This is a genomic window from Amycolatopsis sp. cmx-11-12, assembly GCF_046269425.1.
GTDB lineage: Bacteria > Actinomycetota > Actinomycetes > Mycobacteriales > Pseudonocardiaceae > Amycolatopsis.
The window spans coordinates 24,131-39,963 of sequence record NZ_JADNQM010000042.1; the positions used below are offsets into that span (position 1 = coordinate 24,131).

A 15,833-nucleotide genomic window follows, 5' to 3' on the forward strand; every position below is an offset into this window, starting at 1 on the left:
CGCGCTCTACGCCGTAAACAAGGTGCTGGAACGAACACTGCGTTCCATGAGAGCTCCCTTGTGTCGTGGTTCGGAAGGCGTAGTCCCTGCGACTCTACGTGGTGGTACGCCGCGAAGCCATCGCATTCGTGTAGACGCAGATCGCCGCCGCTGTCGCGAGGTTCAGGCTTTCGGCCCGGCCGTACATCGGGATCTTGACCGCGAGGTCGACGGCGCCGAGGACGTCCTCGGGCAATCCGTGCGCCTCGTTGCCGAACACCCAGGCGGTGGGTTCGTCGAAGGTCACCTGGTCGAGTTCGGTGTCGGCGTACCCGTGCGCGCCGAACGTGCGGAGACCGGCGGCGGAGCAGGCCTTCAAGGCCGCGTCGACGTCCCGGATCCGGGTGATGGCGGGGTGGAACAGGCTGCCGGCGGCCGCGCGGACGCATTTGCCGTTGTGCGGGTCGACACTGTCGCCCGCCAGGACGACCGCGTCGGCGCCGGCGGCGTCCGCGACGCGGATCACGGTGCCCGCGTTCCCGGGGTCCGCGACGTCGACGAGGACGACGACGAGCTTCGCACCCGGTTTCAAAACCGTCTCTTGTGGACGGTCCACGAGCGCGCAGACCGCGACGATGCCTTGCGGCGTCACGGTCTCGGAAAGCCCATCGGCGGCGCGGTCGGTGATCGGCGAAACCGGGACGCCCGCCTCACGCGCGGCGAGGAGCAGGCGCTCGTGCTGTGCGGCGGCGCGTTCGGTCACGAACAGCTCGTACACCGTGCCGCCGTGTTCGAGCGCCGCTTCGACGGCGTTCGCGCCCTCGGCGAGGAACCGGCCCGCTTTATCACGCTCGGCCCGGCGGGTGAGCTTGCGCGCAGCAACAACCCGGGGCGTCCGTTCGGTGAACGGAGCAGCCCCGGGTCGTTGAAGAGCGCTCTCGCCGGTCAGGCCGACTTCTTCTCTTCGGTGTTCACGTTCGCCTTGGCCAGCTCGGCCAGCGCGGTGAACGCGGCGGCGTCGTTGACGGCGAGTTCCGCGAGGATCTTGCGGTCCACCTCGACACCCGCGGCCTTGAGGCCCTGGATGAGGCGGTTGTAGGTGACACCGTTGGCGCGGGCGGCCGCGTTGATGCGGGTGATCCACAGCCGACGGAAGTCACCCTTGCGGGCACGGCGGTCCCGGTAGGCGTAGTTCAGCGAGTGAAGCGTCTGCTCCTTCGCCTTGCGGTACAGCCGCGAACGCTGGCCGCGGTAGCCGCTGGCGAGCTCGAGAGTCGCGCGACGCTTCTTCTGGGCGTTGACAGCCCTCTTGACGCGTGCCACTGGGTCCATCCTGTCGATCTGGGGGCGCGCTGGCGCGCCCGGCGTTTACAAAGTGCGGGGTGTCAGCGGCCGAGAAGGCGCTTGACGCGGCCGACGTCGTTCTTGGCGATCTCGGTGGTGCCTTCGAGACGACGGGTGAGCCTGTTGGACTTCTTCTCCATCAGGTGGCGGCGGCCGGCCTTCTGGCGGCGCAGCTTGCCCGTGCCCGTGACGCGAACTCGCTTCGACGTCCCGCTGTGCGTCTTCATCTTCGGCATTGCGTTGTCCTCTTTCGTGTGGCGGCACACCGGGAATCTCCGGTGTGCCGCGACAGGTGCTTGTCGGCGCTTACGCGTCGGCGGGCGGCTCGGACGACTCGTCCTTGGCTGCCTTCGCGGCCTTGGGCGGCTTCACGTTCTTGTGCGGGGCCAGCACCATGATCATGTTGCGACCGTCCTGCTTCGGCGACGACTCGACGAAACCGAGTTCCGTCACCTCGTCGGCGAGCTTCTGCAGCAGACGGAAACCGAGTTCCGGCCGGGACTGCTCGCGACCGCGGAACATGATCGTGACCTTGACCTTGTTGCCAGCCGCCAGGAAGCGGGACACGTGACCCTTTTTGGTCTCGTAGTCGTGCTGGTCGATCTTCGGCCGCAGCTTCTGCTCTTTGATGACGGTGAGCTGCTGGTTGCGGCGGGACTCGCGGGCCTTCTGCGCGCTCTCGTACTTGAACTTGCCGAAGTCCATGAGCTTGCATACGGGCGGGCGTGCCTGCGGAGCAACCTCGACGAGGTCGAGATCGTTCTCCTGTGCCAGCCGCAGCGCATCTTCGATCCGGACGATGCCGACCTGTTCACCGGCGGGTCCGACAAGGCGGACCTCCGGTACCCGGATTCGGTCGTTGATGCGTGTCTCGGAACTGATGGGGCCTCCCTGGTTCGAGGTAAATTCTTCTACCGTTTCGACCTGGTGCCCACATACCGAAGGCCTCGGTACCGTGAGGTACACGAGGCCCACTCTTTCCGATCGCGTTCAGTCTCCAGAACCGAACACACCGCCTCGACGCCCGAAATCGTCTTGGCGAGACCGGACCCGGACACCTGGTGTTGCGGCAGTGACGCGGGTGGGAGCGGGGCTCCACTTGCCGCCCCCGATCACTCGGGGGCTGGTCGCTCGTGGAAGGGTACCAGACGTGTCAGATGAACCCGTTCAGCAGCCCCCGTATTCCCCGGACGTCCGCGACCTGGAGGACATCCCGAGCGTCGAGGTGATCAGCAGGGCGGCCGTCATGCTGCTCTCCGCCGGCGCCGAACGCCTCGGTCTCGCCGACGAGGATCCGGCCGCCTCACCCCACCGCGACCTCGACGAAGCCCGCCGACTGATCACCGCCCTCGCCGGGCTGGTCACCGCTTCGGCAGAGTACCTCGGCCTGCACGCGGGCCCGTTGCGTGACGGCCTCCAGTCACTGCAGAAGGCGTTCCGTGAGGCTTCGGCCGTGCCGGACGCTCCTGGGCAGGGACCGGGCGAGAAGTACACGGGACCGGTCTACTAAGCCTGGTCTCCCGCTCATACCCGTGAGATGAACGGGGCTTTCATTGCAAAATTTGCAATGAAAGCCCCGTTCATCTCACGAGCCGCTACCCAACTAGAGCACTGACAGCTAACATTTCAGATGTGAGTGGGTTAGCGAAGGTGCCGAGGTCTCTCCTCAGGGACGAGGCGTACGAGAACATCCGGCGGGCGATCATCGACGGGACGCTGCCGCCGGGGACGAACCTGCGCGACGGCGACCTCGCCGAGCAGCTGGGCTTGTCGCGGGCGCCGGTTCGCCAGGCGTTGCTCCGCCTCATCGAGGACGGCCTCGTCGAGTCGAAGCCGCAGAGCTACACGCGCGTCGCCGGATTCGTGCCCGATGATGTCCGCGACGCCTTGCAGCTGGTCAGGGCGTTGCACGAGTTCGCCGTCCGGGTGGGCGTGCCACGGATGGGTGCCGCCGAAGTCGCGGCGATGCGCGCGGCCAACACCCGGTTCGCCGAAGCGGTCGCCGCCGGGGACGTCGCGGCCGCGATCACCGCCGACGACGAACTCCACGACGTCCCGGTGGCCGCCGCGCGCAACCGGGCGGTCGCCGCGACGCTGGCCCGCTACACGCCGCTGCTCCGGCGTCTCGAATACGCCCGCTTCGGCTCGCTGCCCGCGCACCGGTCGGTGCAGCGCCACGCGGAGCTGGCCGACGCCATCGAAGCGGGCGACGTCGACGCGGCCTGCTCGATCACCGCCACGATCTGGACCGACCTCGAAGCCCTACTGGAGACGCCATGACCCTCACCGACTTCCCGCGCTACCCGCTGCTGTTCGGCCCCTCCCCCGTGCATCCGCTCGAACGACTCACCGCCCACCTCGGCGGTGCGAAGGTCTGGGCGAAACGCGAGGACGTCAATTCCGGCATCGCGTTCGGCGGTAACAAGACGCGGAAGCTCGAATATCTGGTCGCCGACGCGCTCGCCTCGGGCGCGGACACGCTGATCTCGATCGGCGGCGTCCAGTCCAACCACACCCGCCAGGTGGCCGCGGCCGCCGCGCGGGCCGGGCTCAAGGCCGTGCTGGTGCAGGAAAGCTGGGTCGACTGGAACGACCCGCTGTACGACAAGGTCGGCAACATCCAGCTCTCGCGCATTCTCGGCGCGGACATCCGGATGGTCGAGGCCGGGTTCGGCGTCGGTTTCAAGGAGAGCTGGGAGAACGCGGTCAAGGAGATCGAAGCGGACGGCGGCAAGCCGTACGCGATCCCGGCCGGCGGGTCGGATCACCGCCTCGGCGGGCTCGGTTTCGCGAACTGGATCGTCGAACTCGAAGCGCAGGAGGCCGAACTCGGCGTCTTCTTCGACACGGTGGTCGTCTGCTCGGTCACCGGCAGCACGCAGGCCGGGATGGTCGCCGGTTCGGCGCTTTCGGGGAAGCCGCGGCGGATCCTCGGCATCGACGGTTCGGCGAAACCGGCCGAGACCCGCGACCAGATCACCCGCATCGCGCGAGCGACCGCGGAGCTGATCGGCGCCGGTGAGATCAGCGAGGTCGAACTCGACGAGCGGTACCACGCGGGGATCTACGGTATTCCCGACGAGTCCACTTTGGACGCGATCAGGACGCTGGCGCGGCTGGAGGGCATGCTCACCGATCCGGTGTACGAAGGCAAGTCGATGGCGGGCCTGATCGACCTCGTCGGCAGGGGTGAGATCCCGCGTGAGTCGAACGTGCTCTTCGCGCACCTGGGCGGGCAGCCCGCGCTGAACGGGTACACGAGCGTGCTATAGCGGGAGCTGGCTGTTATGAACGGACCGTTTATAACACGCGTGACTAGTCCACCACGGCCAGGACGTCGATCTCCACCAGCAGGCCGGCGGGCAGGCCGACGTACACGGTGGTGCGGGCCGGGTGCGGCGCTTCGCCGATCAGCTTGTTGTAGACCTCGTTGAACGCGCCGAAGTGGTCGACGTCGGTCAGGTACACGCGCACCATCATCGCGTCGGCAAGGCTCGAACCGGCGGCCTCGAGCACCGCTTCGATGTTCTTGAAGGTCTGCTCCGTCTGCTCACCGACGGTCTCGCCGACGATGGCGCCGGTGGCCGGGTCGAAGGCGACCTGGCCGGCCACCTGCAGGATGTTGCCCTTGCGGACCGCCTGCGAGAACGCGGCCACCGGCTTCGGCGCGTTCTCCGTGCTGATCGCGGTCTTGCTCATTCCAACTTCTCCTTTCGGTTCCCCGTCCATCCACTGTGGACGGAAGCTTCTTCGGCGGCGGCGGCCAGTTCGGGCACGAGCCCCATCAGGCCGTCGTAGTCCAGCAGTACCTTCGGCACCGAGATCGACGCGGCGGCGAGCACCACGCCGCCGGGGCCGCGGACCGGCGCGGCGATGCAGTGGATGAAGTCCTCGTGCTCGGCGTTGTCCACCGCGTAGCCGCGGTCGGCGACGAGATCCAGTTCGGTCTCGTAGGCCGACGGCGTGGTGATCGTGTTCGGGGTGCGGACGAAGAAGTCGATCCTCGACACCACGTCCGCCCGCTTCTCCGGCGTCATCGCCGCGACGAGCACCTTGCCGACGGCCGTGCAGTGCAGCGGGGCACGTTTCCCGATACGGGAGTACATCCGCACCGAATGCCTGCCCTCGAACTTGTCGATGTAGACCACCTCACCGTCCTCATAGGACGCGAGGTGGATGGTGTGCCCGGTACGCGCGTTGAGCCCGGCCAGCGCGGACTGCGCGCTGCGGCGGACGTCGCGGTCTTCCAGCGCCTGCTGTGCGAGATCGAAGAGGGCACTGCCGAGACGGTAGTACCGCTGTCCTTCCCGGCGCACGAAATGGTGCGACTCCAGGGTGCGCAGCAGCCGCAGCACGGTCGACTTGTGCACGCCGATCTCTTCGGCGAGCTGATCCAGCGTCTTCGCCTCGCGGGCGAGTCCGCTCAACAAGGTGAGCGCCCTGTCCAAACTCTGACTCATACGCCCACCAATCCCTTGTCCGTCAGTTTCGCCGACGCCCAGGATGCCTCATCCGCACCGATCAGGGCCTCGACGACGGATTCGGGCAGCGGCGTCCCCACGTCGTCGTGGGTCAGCAAAGTGGCCGCGGCCTGAAGATGTCCGCGCCGCAGCCGGGTCGCGGGATCGTCATCGCGCAGGGTGGCGGCGAGGAAGCCCGCCGCGAACGCGTCACCGGCACCGACCGGCTCCACGACGTCGACCTGCAACGCGGGCGCGAACAGCGGCGCCTCGTCGCCGTCGATCAGCGTCACCCCGCGCTCCCCGTGCTTGACGACCAGCGTCTTCGGCCCGGGCACCGCGGCGCGCAGCCGCTCGGGATCGCCGGTCCCCCACACCCGCTCGGCCTCGTCGTCGCCTGCCAGGACGATGTCGGCACGGGCAGCCAGTTCGGCCAGCACCGACGGGTCGCGCCCGGTCCACAGCGCGGGCCGGAAGTTCACGTCGAACGACACCAGCGTGTCCCCACGCGGCCGCTCCAGCAGTGCCCGCACCAGGTCGAGGCAGCCATCCGACAGCGCGGGCGTGATCCCGGACAGGTGGATCACGCGAACCCCGTCGAGATCGAGTTTCCCCAGCAGCGTGGCGTCCATTCCGGACGCCGCGGAGCCCTTGCGGTAGTAGCGCACCGGACTGCCGTGCGCGCCGCTTTCCTTGATGTAGAGCCCGGTCGGGCGCGCGGGGTCGACCAGCACCGCGCTGACGTCCACCCCCGCCCCGGCGATCTCGCGCACGAGCGCGCGGCCGAACGGATCGTCGCCGACGGCACTCACCCAAGCGCTGGCGAACCCCAGCGCCGGGAGATGGCAGGCGACGTTCGATTCGGCTCCGCCGATCGTCCGCACCCATTTCCGTACCTCGTCGGGCGGCCCTGGTTCGGCCGGTACGAACAAGGCCATCGACTCCCCGATGCAAATAACGTCGGGCGCGCTTGTCACTTCCGCGTCTCCTCGTCGTCACCCCGTTGACCTCTAGCGGACCGGATGCTACACCTATCCCACGCAATATGCGCAACGTCCGTTGCAACATACGCAACCGAGGTGAACCTCATGTTCGAAGCCGGCACCATCGATTCCGCAGCGGTCGCGGCCGTCCGGGAGGAGCGCGTCGACTGGCGCTTCCGCTCGGTGGCGCCTTCGCTGTCCGGACTCACGATCGGCGAGGCCGCCGCTCGCGGCGCGAAGCTGTTCGACGACGGCTTCTTCGGCCCATTCGTGGTGCTCGACGAGGAAGCCGTCGAGCACAACCTCCGCACCATGGCCGACTGGTGCGCCGAACGCGGTATCGCGCTGGCCCCGCACGGCAAGACGACGATGGCGCCGCAACTGTTCGAGCGGCAGCTCCGGCACGGCTCCTGGGGAATCACCTGCGCGAACGCCGGGCACCTGCGGATCTACCGTGCTTTCGGCGTCTCCCGGATCCTGCTGGCGAACCAGCTACTCGACCCGTCGGGCCTGAAGTGGCTCGCCGCGGAGTTGGACTCCGACGACGACTTCGAGTTCGTCTGCTGGGTCGACTCGGTTCGCGGTGTCGAGCTGATGACCGAGGCCCTGCGCGGCGCCCGGCGCAAGGTCGACGTCCTGGTCGAACTCGGCGCCGAGGGTGGCCGGACCGGTGTCCGTGACACCGACACCGCGCTCGCCGTCGCCGAAGCCGCCCACGCGAGCCCGGCCTTGCGGCTGCGTGGTTCCGGTGGTTACGAAGGCGCGCTTTCCCACCACACCGACGAGAAGTCGCTCCAGCTGATCAGCTCCTATGTGGACGGTCTGCGCGAACTCGTCTTCGCCTTCTCCGAAAAGGGCCTGCTCGACGACGCCGGTCAGATCATCGTCACCGGCGGCGGCAGCGCCTACTTCGACCGGGTCGCCGACGAGCTCACCAAGGACTGGGGCGACCTGGACGTCCTGCCGATCCTGCGCAGCGGCGCGTACGTGACCCACGACGACGGTTTCTACCGGGTGATCTCGCCGCTGGGCGAAAACCCGCGCATCGGCGGCGTCGCCTCGTTCCGTCCCGCGCTGCGCGCCTGGGCGCAGGTGACGTCGAAGCCGACGGACGAACTCGCGTTGCTCACCATCGGCAAACGGGACGCGTCCTTCGACGAAGGAATGCCCGAGCCGCGCCTGATCCGCAAGGGTGACGGGCCACCGTCGGCGCTCGAAGGTCATTCCATCCAGAAGATGAACGACCAGCATGCCTTCCTCACGCTGCCCGCGTCGTCGCCGGTCGAGGTCGGCGATTGGATCGCACTCGGCCTGTCGCATCCGTGCACCGTGTTCGACAAATGGCCCCTCATCCCGGTCGTCGGCCCCGACGGCGAGACCGTGCTCGATTTCGTCCGCACCCATTTCTGATCCGTCCTCCACCGCCGCAGAGGAAGAATCGCCATGGACATCGTTGTCCGCTCCGCACTGGTCGCCGACGGCACCGGGGATCCGCTCACCAGGCACGACGTGGGCATCACCGACGGCCGGATCGCCAGTGTCGCCGAACCGGGCTCGCTCGCGGGCCGCCGCACCATCGACGCCGAAGGACTCGTGCTCGCGCCCGGGTTCATCGACATGCACTCGCATTCCGACCTCCAGCTGCTCGCGAACCCGGATCACCTCGCGAAGCTCTCCCAGGGCGTCACGACCGAAGTGCTCGGGCAGGACGGGCTCTCCTACGCGCCCGTGAACGACGACGTCCTCACTGCGCTGCGCCAGCAGCTCGCCGGCTGGAACGACGACCCCGCCGGATTCGACTGGAACTGGCGTTCGGTCGGGGAATACCTCGACCGGCTCGACACCGGGGTCGCGGTCAACGCGGCCTACCTGGTGCCGCAGGGCACTGTCCGCATGCTCACCGTCGGCTGGGATGACCGGCCCGCGACCGAAGCCGAGATGAACGCGATGAAGGAACTCATCGCGACTGGGCTGGCCGAGGGCGCGATGGGCATGTCGTCCGGGCTCACCTACACGCCGGGCATGTACGCGACCACCGAGGAACTCGTCGAGCTGTGCCAGGTCGTCGGGGAGAACGGCGGCTTCTACAGTCCGCACCACCGCAGCTACGGCAAGGGCGCGCTCGAAGCGTTCGGCGAGATGGTCGACGTCTCCCGCCGGTCCGGCTGCCCGCTGCACCTCGCGCACGCGACGATGAACTTCTCGGTCAACAAGGGCAAGGCGCCCCAGCTGCTGGAGCTGCTCGACCAGGCGCTCGACGACGGCTGCGACATCACGCTGGACACCTATCCCTATCTTCCCGGCGCCACTTACCTTTCCGCGTTGCTGCCCAGCTGGTCGACCGAAGGCGGACTGGACGCCACCATCACCCGGCTGTCCGATGTGGACACCCGTGAGCGGATCCGCGCCGAGATCGAGGAGACCGGTTCCGACGGCGCCCACGGCGTGCCGATCGACTGGGAAGCCATCGAGATCAACGGCGTCCGCCGTGACGAGAACTCGCACCTCGTCGGGCATTCCGTCGCCGCTTCGGCGCAGCGTGCCGGGAAACCGGCCGCGGAACTGTACTTCGACGTCCTGCTCTCGGAAAAGCTCGGCACGTCCTGCCTGATGCACGTCGGGCACGAGGAGAACGTCCAGGCGATCATGCGGCACCGCACGCACACCGGCGGCAGCGACGGCCTCCTCGTCGGCGCGCGGCCGCATCCCCGCGCCTGGGGCACGTTCCCGCGGTACCTCGCGCGCTACGTCCGCGAACTCGGTGTTCTCGACCTCGCCGAATGCGTCTCGCACCTCACCGGCCGTGCGGCGGACCGCCTGCGGCTGACCGACCGGGGGCTCGTCCGCGCCGGATACGCGGCGGACCTCGTGCTGTTCGACCCGGAAACCGTCGCCGACACGGCCACGTTCGACGAACCGCGGCAACAGGCCGCCGGTATCCCCTATGTCTTCGTCAACGGTGTCGCCGCCATCGACGATGGTCAACCGACCGGCGCCCTCGCCGGCCATTCGCTGAGAGCTGGTCGGCGGAGCTGAGATGTACCTGACGAAAGTGACCATACACATGAACCCGCCTCGGCCGAAGGCCCCGCTATCGCGGTGGCAGGACGCCCTTCCCGCGCACCGTGACGAGCACGACCTGGCGGCGTCCTGCCGACGTCGATCGCGGTCGCGGGTTCACCAACAGACACTGCGGAACCCCGGGAGTGCCCGATGATCGACTGGCTCCAACATTCGACGGGAGGTCTCCTGACCCTCGCCGCAGTCTCGATCGCGGTTTTGCTGTTCCTCATCATCAAGGTCAAGCTGGAGCCTTTCATCGCGCTGATCGTGGTCGGCCTGCTGACCGCGCTGGCCGCAGGCCTGCCGGTCGGCCAGATCGTCGGCTCCGCGCAGAAGGCGTCGGAATCCCTGCTGGAAAAGGGTTTCGGCGGGATCCTCGGGCATATCGCCGCGATCATCGGCCTCGGCACGATCCTCGGGTCCATTTTGGAGCGTTCAGGCGGAGCGAAGGTGCTCACGGGCGCGTTGCTGCGGGCCATCGGTGAGAAGCGGGCCCCGCTCGCGATGGGTCTCGCGGGTTTCGTCTTCGGTATCCCGGTCTTCTTCGACATCGGCATCTTCGTGCTGGCGCCGCTGGTCTACGTCGCCGCCAAACAGGGCGGCCGTTCGCTGGTGCTGTACGCGTTGCCGTTGCTCGCCGGTCTTTCCATCACACACGCGTTCCTTCCGCCGCACCCCGGCCCGGTCGCCGCGGCCGGTCTGCTGCACGTGGAACTCGGCTGGATCATCCTGATGGGCCTGGTCTGCGGTATCCCGGCGTTCCTCGTCGGCGGCGTCGCGTACTCGACCTGGATCGGCAAGCGCATCGACGTGCGGGTCCCAGAGGAATTCCTCGTGGCGGAAGAGGAAGGCGAAAAGGAGGAGAACCCACCGTCGCTCAAGCTGGTGGCGTCGATCATCGCGGTCCCGCTGGTGCTGATCCTCGCCGGGACCTTCGGCAGCATCTGGCTTCCCAAGAACTCCGCTCCGGCAGGTGTCGCCGCGTTCATCGGCACTCCGGCGGTCGCGCTGACGATCTCGGTGCTGCTCGCGTCGTGGCTGCTGGGCCTGCGCCGAGGCTTGACCGGCAAGGATTTGAGCGAGCTTTCGGCGAAGTCGCTGCGCCCGGTCGCGATGATCCTGCTGGTGGTCGGCGCGGGCGCGTTCTTCGGCGCCGTGCTGTCCGCGACGGGCATCGGCAAGGCTGTCGCGGGTTCCCTCGACAACGCCGGTCTCCCGGTCATCCTGGCGGCCTACGTGATCAGTTGCGGGATGCGGATCGCGCAGGGTTCGGCAACCGTCGCGATCGTCACCACGAGCGGTATCGTCGCGCCGACGGTGGCGACGCTCGGCTACTCGCAGATGCAGCTCGCACTGCTGGTCGTGGCGATTTCCGCCGGGTCGATCATCGCCTCCCACGTGAACGACGGCGGCTTCTGGATCATCTCGCGGTACTTCAACATGACGGTGCCACAGACCCTGAAAACCTGGACCGTCCTGGAAACCGTCCTTTCCGTTTCCGGTTTCGGCGTGGCAGCATTGCTCATGGCAGTGGTTTAAACCACCTGAAAGCTGGGAGAAATCACGATGACCGGACTCGATCGACGCACCTTCCTCGGCGCCGTCGGAGCGGCTGGACTCACCACCGTTCTCGGTTCTCACCTCGCGAACGCTTCCGAACAGACCTGCGGACCGAAGGGAACCGGGGCCATCTACGTCAGCAGTTACACCAGTTCCGGGCACGGACTCGATGTCGCTCACCGGGACGCGACCACGAACGCGCTGGTCGTCGACCGGACGATTCCGGGGGTCAGCAACGCCTCCTGGTTCGACATCAGCGCCGACCGCAAGACGCTCTATGTGACCAACGAGGACGAGAACGGCCAGATCTCCGCGCTCAGCCTCGCCGATCCGGCGAAACCCAAGCTGCTCAACAAGAAGTCGGCCAAGGGCAAGCACCCGACGCATTTGACCGTCCACTCGAGCCAGAAGTACGTGCTGGCCGCGAACTACAGCAGTGGCAGCGTCGTCGTGCTCCCGATCCTCGTGGGCGGGAAACTCGGCGACGTCGTCGATCTTGCCCAGCACAAGGGCGCCGAGCGGGACGCGCACGCGCATCAGGTCGTCAACGACCCGACCGGCAAATGGGTGCTCTCGGTCGACCTCGGCGCCGATTCGGTCTACGTCTACCAACTCGACGTCGCCACCGGGAAACTCAAGCTGAACCAGCAGCTGAAGCTCCCGTCGGGCGCCGGACCGCGGCACCTCGCGTTCCACAGAGGCGGCAAGTACGCGTACATCCTCGGCGAGCTGCGTGCCGAGGTGACCATCGCGGCGTGGAACCCGGCCACCGGGAAACTGACCGCCGGACAGGTCGTCCCGGCCGTTCCGGCTGGCACGCCCGGCGCGCAGTATCCGGGCGAGATCACCACGGCCAAGGACGGCAGGTTCGTCTACGCGTCGGTGCGCGGTTCCGACACGATCGCTTCGTTCGGCGTCGGCGAGGACGGGAAGTCCTTGAAGCTGTTGAACAACGCGCCGGTCGGCGGCGTCTACCCACGCCACTTCACCCTCGACCCGACCGAACGCTGGTTCTACGTCTCCAGCGACAAGTCCGGCACCCTCAGCTGGCTGCCGCGCGATCCCGACACCGGTCTTCCCGGCGCGGTCGCCGGGAAGCTGGCACTCCCCCAGGTCAATTCCGTCTTTTTCGCATAAGGACCTGTTGGCGGAGCTGAAGATATATCTCGATAGGCGGCCGACGCGTGAACCCGCCCGGCCGAAGGCCCCGCTATCGCGGTGGCAGGGCGCCTTACCTGCCACCGCGACGTGAATGACCAGGCAGCGCCTTGCCGACGTCGATCGCGGACGCGGGTTCACCACCAGATGACAAGGAGAAACTCCCATGAGAACTCGCGTCCTCATCGCGGGCCTCGCGGCGATCGGCCTCGTCGCGGGCTGTGCGCCGGCGCAGAACACCCCCGCCGCGGGCGGCGGTGACGAAAAGACCGGCACGGTCCGGGTCTGGCTGTTCGACGAGGCCAACCGCGCACCGAAGGAGGCCGCGGTCAAGGAGGCGATCGCCGAGTTCAAGGCGGCGCATTCCGGGGTCGAGGTCGACGTCCAGTGGATCCCGGTGGAAGGCCGCGCGGACAAGTTCTCCGGTGCCTTCAACGATCCGGCCAGCGCGCCGGACGTCGCCGAGTTCGGCAACACCGACGTCTCCAGCTACGCCGCCACCGGCGCGCTGGCCGACCTGACCGGTGACCTGTCGTCGTGGAAGGAGGGTTCCGACATCCTTCCCGCCGTACTGGAAACGGCCAAGTCCGGTGGCAAGACGTACGGTCTGCCCTGGTTCACCGGAATCCGCGCGTTGTACTACCGCACGGACCTCTTCGCCGAGCTCGGCCTCAAGCCGCCAACGACGCTGGCGGAACTGACCGAGACCGCGCGGACGATCCGCGCCAAGAAGCCGGAGCTGTACGGCATCTCCGTCGGTGGCAAGTACACCTATGCGATGCTGCCGTTCCTGTGGGCGCACGGCGGCGAGATCGCCAAGCAGGACGGCGACAAGTGGAAGTCCACTGTGGACTCCGAGCAGTCGAAGGCAGGGGTGGCGGCATACGCGAACCTGCTGAAGGCGGACATCTGCCCGCCCGAACAGTGCGCCAACCTCACCGGGACGCAGAGCATCACGGCGTTCGCGGGCGGCAAGGCGGGTATGTCGATCGGTGGTGACTTCAACCGCAAGGCCGTGGAAGCCGGTCAGGCGAAGGGGAAGTACGCGATCATCCCGATCCCGGGTACCGAGGCGGGCAAGGTCGCCCCGGCGTTCGCGGGCGGCAACCTGCTCGGCGTGTTCAACGCGACCAAGCGCAAGAGCCTCGCGGTCGAGTTCACCGAACTGCTCGGTGGCGCGAAGTACCAGGAGAAGATGTACATCGCCATGGGCAACCTGCCGACGCTCGGCAGTGTCCAGCAGAAGGTCGCCGCGAGCGACCCGTCGGTCAAGCCGTTCGTCGACACGCTCACCGCGGGCACGAAGTTCGTCCCCGCCACCGCGGCGTGGTCGAAGATCGACGCGCAGAACGTGCTGCCGACCGCGATCCAGCAGATCGCGACCGGCGGAAAGGACCCCGCGGCCGCACTCGCCACCGCGGCCGCCGAGATGAACAAGGCGTTCGGTTAAGTGGTCACGAAAGACATCCCCCGCACCACGGCTCCGGCCGTCCCGGCACGGCGGTCCCCCCGCCGTCGCCGGGACGGGCGGGCCGCCCTGCTCTACCTGGCGCCCGGCGGCATCCTGCTGCTGGCGATGCTGGTGTACCCGATCTACCAGCTCGTCCTGATCTCGTTCTACGACTACGGCCAGCCGCAGGCCGTCGGCAACGCGCCGCTGGTGTTCCTCGGCTTCGGAAACTATGTCGACCTGCTCGAAAACGTGCAGTTCTGGGAAGTGCTGGCCAAGACCCTCGGCTTCACGGCGGTCTGTGTCGTCGGCAGCCTCGCGCTCGGGACCGGGCTGGCCGTCCTGGCGACCCGGGTCCGCTCCTGGGCGCGGGTCCCGTTGTTCCTGGCGGCACTGGCCGCCTGGGCGACACCGGCGATGGCGGGCTCGTACGTCTGGCTGTTCCTGTTCGACTCGGACTTCGGCCTGGTGAACGAGGTGCTCTCGGGTCTCGGGTTCACCGGGATGGCGAACCACTCCTGGACCTTCGACACCTACAGCACGTTCGGGCTGGTGGCCGCCGAGGTCATCTGGTGCTCGTTCCCGTTCGTCATGGTGACGATGTACGCCGGGCTCAAGGGCGTGCCGGAAGAGGTCATCGAGGCCGCGTACCTCGACGGCGCTTCGACCTGGCGCACCACGTGGTCGATCACGCTGCCGATGGTGCGGCCGCTGCTGACCATCGCCACGATCCAGTCGATCATCTGGGACTTCAAGATCTTCACGCAGATCTACGTGATGACCAACGGCGGCGGCGTGGCCGGGCGCAACCTCGTGCTCAACGTCTTCGCCTATCAACAGGCCTTCGCCGGACAGGAATACGGTCTCGGCGCGGCGCTCGGAGTCGTGATGACCTTGCTGCTGCTGTCCATCACCGGGCTGTACGTCCGGTCGCAACGCCGGAGCGCGGGATGGGTGTGACGACAGCGCCTGCCCGCCCGAAGACCCGCCGGGTCAAAAAGCCTGGCAGGCTGATCGCCGAGATCATCTGCGTGGTGATCGCGGGCATGGTCGCGTTCCCGGTGTACTGGATGGTGCTTTCGGCGTTCAAGCCCACCGGGCAGATCCAGGCGGAGAACCCGCGGCCGTGGACGCTCACGCCGACCCTGGAACACTTCGAACGGGTGCTCAGTGGCGAAGGCTTCGCGCTGTTCTTCCTGAACAGCGTTATAGTCGCCGTAGTGGTGGTGGCGTTGTCACTGCTGCTTTCGTTCCTTTCGGCGGTCGCGCTGACCCGGTTCAATTTCAAGGGCAAGACCGTCCTGCTCGTGATGGTGCTGGTGGCGCAGATGGTGCCGGTCGAGGCGCTGACCATTCCGCTGTTCTTCCTGATGCGGTCGGTCGGCGACGTCGCTCCGGCGTTCGGCACCAACCATCTCGGCTCACTGATCCTGGTGCACCTGGCGTTCAGCCTGCCGTTCGCGATCTGGATGCTGCGCGGCTTCGTCGCCGCGGTGCCGCAGGAACTGGAAGAGGCGTCGAAGATCGACGGGGCGAGCCGGATGCGGTTCACCTGGCAGATCCTCTTCCCGCTGGTGGCGCCCGGGCTGGTGGCGATCAGTGTGCTGGCGTTCATCCACGCCTGGAACGACTTCCTGTTCGCCAAGACGTTCATCATCTCCAACACCGAGAATCAGACGCTCCCGCTGGCGATCCTGGTGTTCTTCAAACCGGAGGACACCGACTGGGGCGCGGTGATGGCGGGCTCGACCCTGATGACCATCCCGGTGCTGGTGTTCTTCATTCTCGTGCAACGACGACTCGTGTCCGTCATGGGCGGCGCGGTGAAGGGCTGAC

Annotated in this window: 17 protein-coding genes; 10 read left to right on the forward strand and 7 right to left on the reverse strand. The window is 67.5% G+C overall.

The features are described 5' to 3' along the window. Window positions 1-94: 94 nt before the first annotated feature. From ACLARN_RS37375 to infC, 4 genes are all read right to left on the reverse strand, one after another. On the reverse strand, window positions 95-928 hold the full coding sequence (locus ACLARN_RS37375) for a TrmH family RNA methyltransferase (RefSeq protein ID WP_409496249.1): 834 nt from the start codon (window positions 926-928) through the stop codon (window positions 95-97). Continuing rightward, window positions 925-1,302: a 50S ribosomal protein L20 gene (gene rplT / locus ACLARN_RS37380; RefSeq protein WP_125795399.1), complete on the reverse strand. Its 378-nt coding sequence runs from the start codon at window positions 1,300-1,302 to the stop codon at window positions 925-927. The genes ACLARN_RS37375 and rplT overlap by 4 nt, the downstream gene beginning before the upstream one ends. A 62-nt stretch (window positions 1,303-1,364) precedes the next feature. Then, entirely contained in the window at window positions 1,365-1,559 is a 195-nt protein-coding gene (gene rpmI / locus ACLARN_RS37385) for a 50S ribosomal protein L35 (protein WP_005163285.1), read from the reverse strand. A 70-nt stretch (window positions 1,560-1,629) separates the two neighbouring features. Further along, on the reverse strand, window positions 1,630-2,205 hold the full coding sequence (gene infC / locus ACLARN_RS37390; protein ID WP_143252937.1) for a translation initiation factor IF-3: 576 nt from the start codon (window positions 2,203-2,205) through the stop codon (window positions 1,630-1,632). A gap of 268 nt (window positions 2,206-2,473) precedes the next feature. Here infC and ACLARN_RS37395 point away from each other — a divergent pair, with 268 nt between their 5' ends. The 3 genes from ACLARN_RS37395 to ACLARN_RS37405 all read left to right on the forward strand — a co-directional run bounded on the left by ACLARN_RS37395 (window position 2,474) and on the right by ACLARN_RS37405 (window position 4,595). Continuing rightward, window positions 2,474-2,833 (forward strand): DUF1844 domain-containing protein, encoded by a 360-nt coding sequence (locus tag ACLARN_RS37395; protein ID WP_076157053.1) that lies wholly within the window; start codon window positions 2,474-2,476, stop codon window positions 2,831-2,833. Window positions 2,834-2,955: 122 nt separating this feature from the next. Then, window positions 2,956-3,603 carry a GntR family transcriptional regulator gene (locus ACLARN_RS37400; protein ID WP_409496206.1) on the forward strand — a complete coding sequence of 216 codons (648 nt, stop codon included), beginning with the start codon at window positions 2,956-2,958 and terminating at the stop codon, window positions 3,601-3,603. Continuing rightward, window positions 3,600-4,595 (forward strand): 1-aminocyclopropane-1-carboxylate deaminase, encoded by a 996-nt coding sequence (locus ACLARN_RS37405; RefSeq protein ID WP_409496207.1) that lies wholly within the window; start codon window positions 3,600-3,602, stop codon window positions 4,593-4,595. The genes ACLARN_RS37400 and ACLARN_RS37405 overlap by 4 nt, the downstream gene beginning before the upstream one ends. A 43-nt stretch (window positions 4,596-4,638) precedes the next feature. Here ACLARN_RS37405 and ACLARN_RS37410 read toward each other — a convergent pair whose 3' ends face one another. The 3 genes from ACLARN_RS37410 to ACLARN_RS37420 are packed head-to-tail and all read right to left on the reverse strand — an operon-like array spanning window position 4,639 to window position 6,721. Next, window positions 4,639-5,022 (reverse strand): RidA family protein, encoded by a 384-nt coding sequence (locus tag ACLARN_RS37410; RefSeq protein ID WP_409496208.1) that lies wholly within the window; start codon window positions 5,020-5,022, stop codon window positions 4,639-4,641. After that, window positions 5,019-5,783: an IclR family transcriptional regulator gene (locus ACLARN_RS37415; RefSeq protein ID WP_409496209.1), complete on the reverse strand. Its 765-nt coding sequence runs from the start codon at window positions 5,781-5,783 to the stop codon at window positions 5,019-5,021. The genes ACLARN_RS37410 and ACLARN_RS37415 overlap by 4 nt, the downstream gene beginning before the upstream one ends. Then, window positions 5,780-6,721, reverse strand: coding sequence for a sugar kinase (locus tag ACLARN_RS37420; protein ID WP_409496210.1), 942 nt, complete (start codon window positions 6,719-6,721; stop codon window positions 5,780-5,782). The genes ACLARN_RS37415 and ACLARN_RS37420 overlap by 4 nt, the downstream gene beginning before the upstream one ends. A gap of 150 nt (window positions 6,722-6,871) precedes the next feature. On the opposite strand from ACLARN_RS37420, the gene ACLARN_RS37425 reads away from it, so the two are divergent. From ACLARN_RS37425 to ACLARN_RS37455, 7 genes are all read left to right on the forward strand, one after another. Further along, window positions 6,872-8,176 carry an amino acid deaminase gene (locus tag ACLARN_RS37425; RefSeq protein WP_409496211.1) on the forward strand — a complete coding sequence of 435 codons (1,305 nt, stop codon included), beginning with the start codon at window positions 6,872-6,874 and terminating at the stop codon, window positions 8,174-8,176. Window positions 8,177-8,209: 33 nt separating this feature from the next. Further along, window positions 8,210-9,802 carry an N-acyl-D-amino-acid deacylase family protein gene (locus tag ACLARN_RS37430; RefSeq protein ID WP_409496212.1) on the forward strand — a complete coding sequence of 531 codons (1,593 nt, stop codon included), beginning with the start codon at window positions 8,210-8,212 and terminating at the stop codon, window positions 9,800-9,802. Between the two features lie 177 nt (window positions 9,803-9,979). Next, on the forward strand, window positions 9,980-11,368 hold the full coding sequence (locus ACLARN_RS37435; RefSeq protein WP_409496213.1) for a GntP family permease: 1,389 nt from the start codon (window positions 9,980-9,982) through the stop codon (window positions 11,366-11,368). Between the two features lie 27 nt (window positions 11,369-11,395). After that, window positions 11,396-12,526: a lactonase family protein gene (locus ACLARN_RS37440; RefSeq protein ID WP_409496214.1), complete on the forward strand. Its 1,131-nt coding sequence runs from the start codon at window positions 11,396-11,398 to the stop codon at window positions 12,524-12,526. A gap of 187 nt (window positions 12,527-12,713) precedes the next feature. After that, on the forward strand, window positions 12,714-13,997 hold the full coding sequence (locus tag ACLARN_RS37445) for an extracellular solute-binding protein (RefSeq protein WP_409496215.1): 1,284 nt from the start codon (window positions 12,714-12,716) through the stop codon (window positions 13,995-13,997). Further along, window positions 13,998-14,957, forward strand: coding sequence for a carbohydrate ABC transporter permease (locus ACLARN_RS37450; protein ID WP_409496216.1), 960 nt, complete (start codon window positions 13,998-14,000; stop codon window positions 14,955-14,957). It begins immediately after the preceding gene. After that, window positions 14,948-15,832, forward strand: coding sequence for a carbohydrate ABC transporter permease (locus ACLARN_RS37455; RefSeq protein WP_409496217.1), 885 nt, complete (start codon window positions 14,948-14,950; stop codon window positions 15,830-15,832). The genes ACLARN_RS37450 and ACLARN_RS37455 overlap by 10 nt, the downstream gene beginning before the upstream one ends. Window position 15,833: the final 1 nt, after the last annotated feature.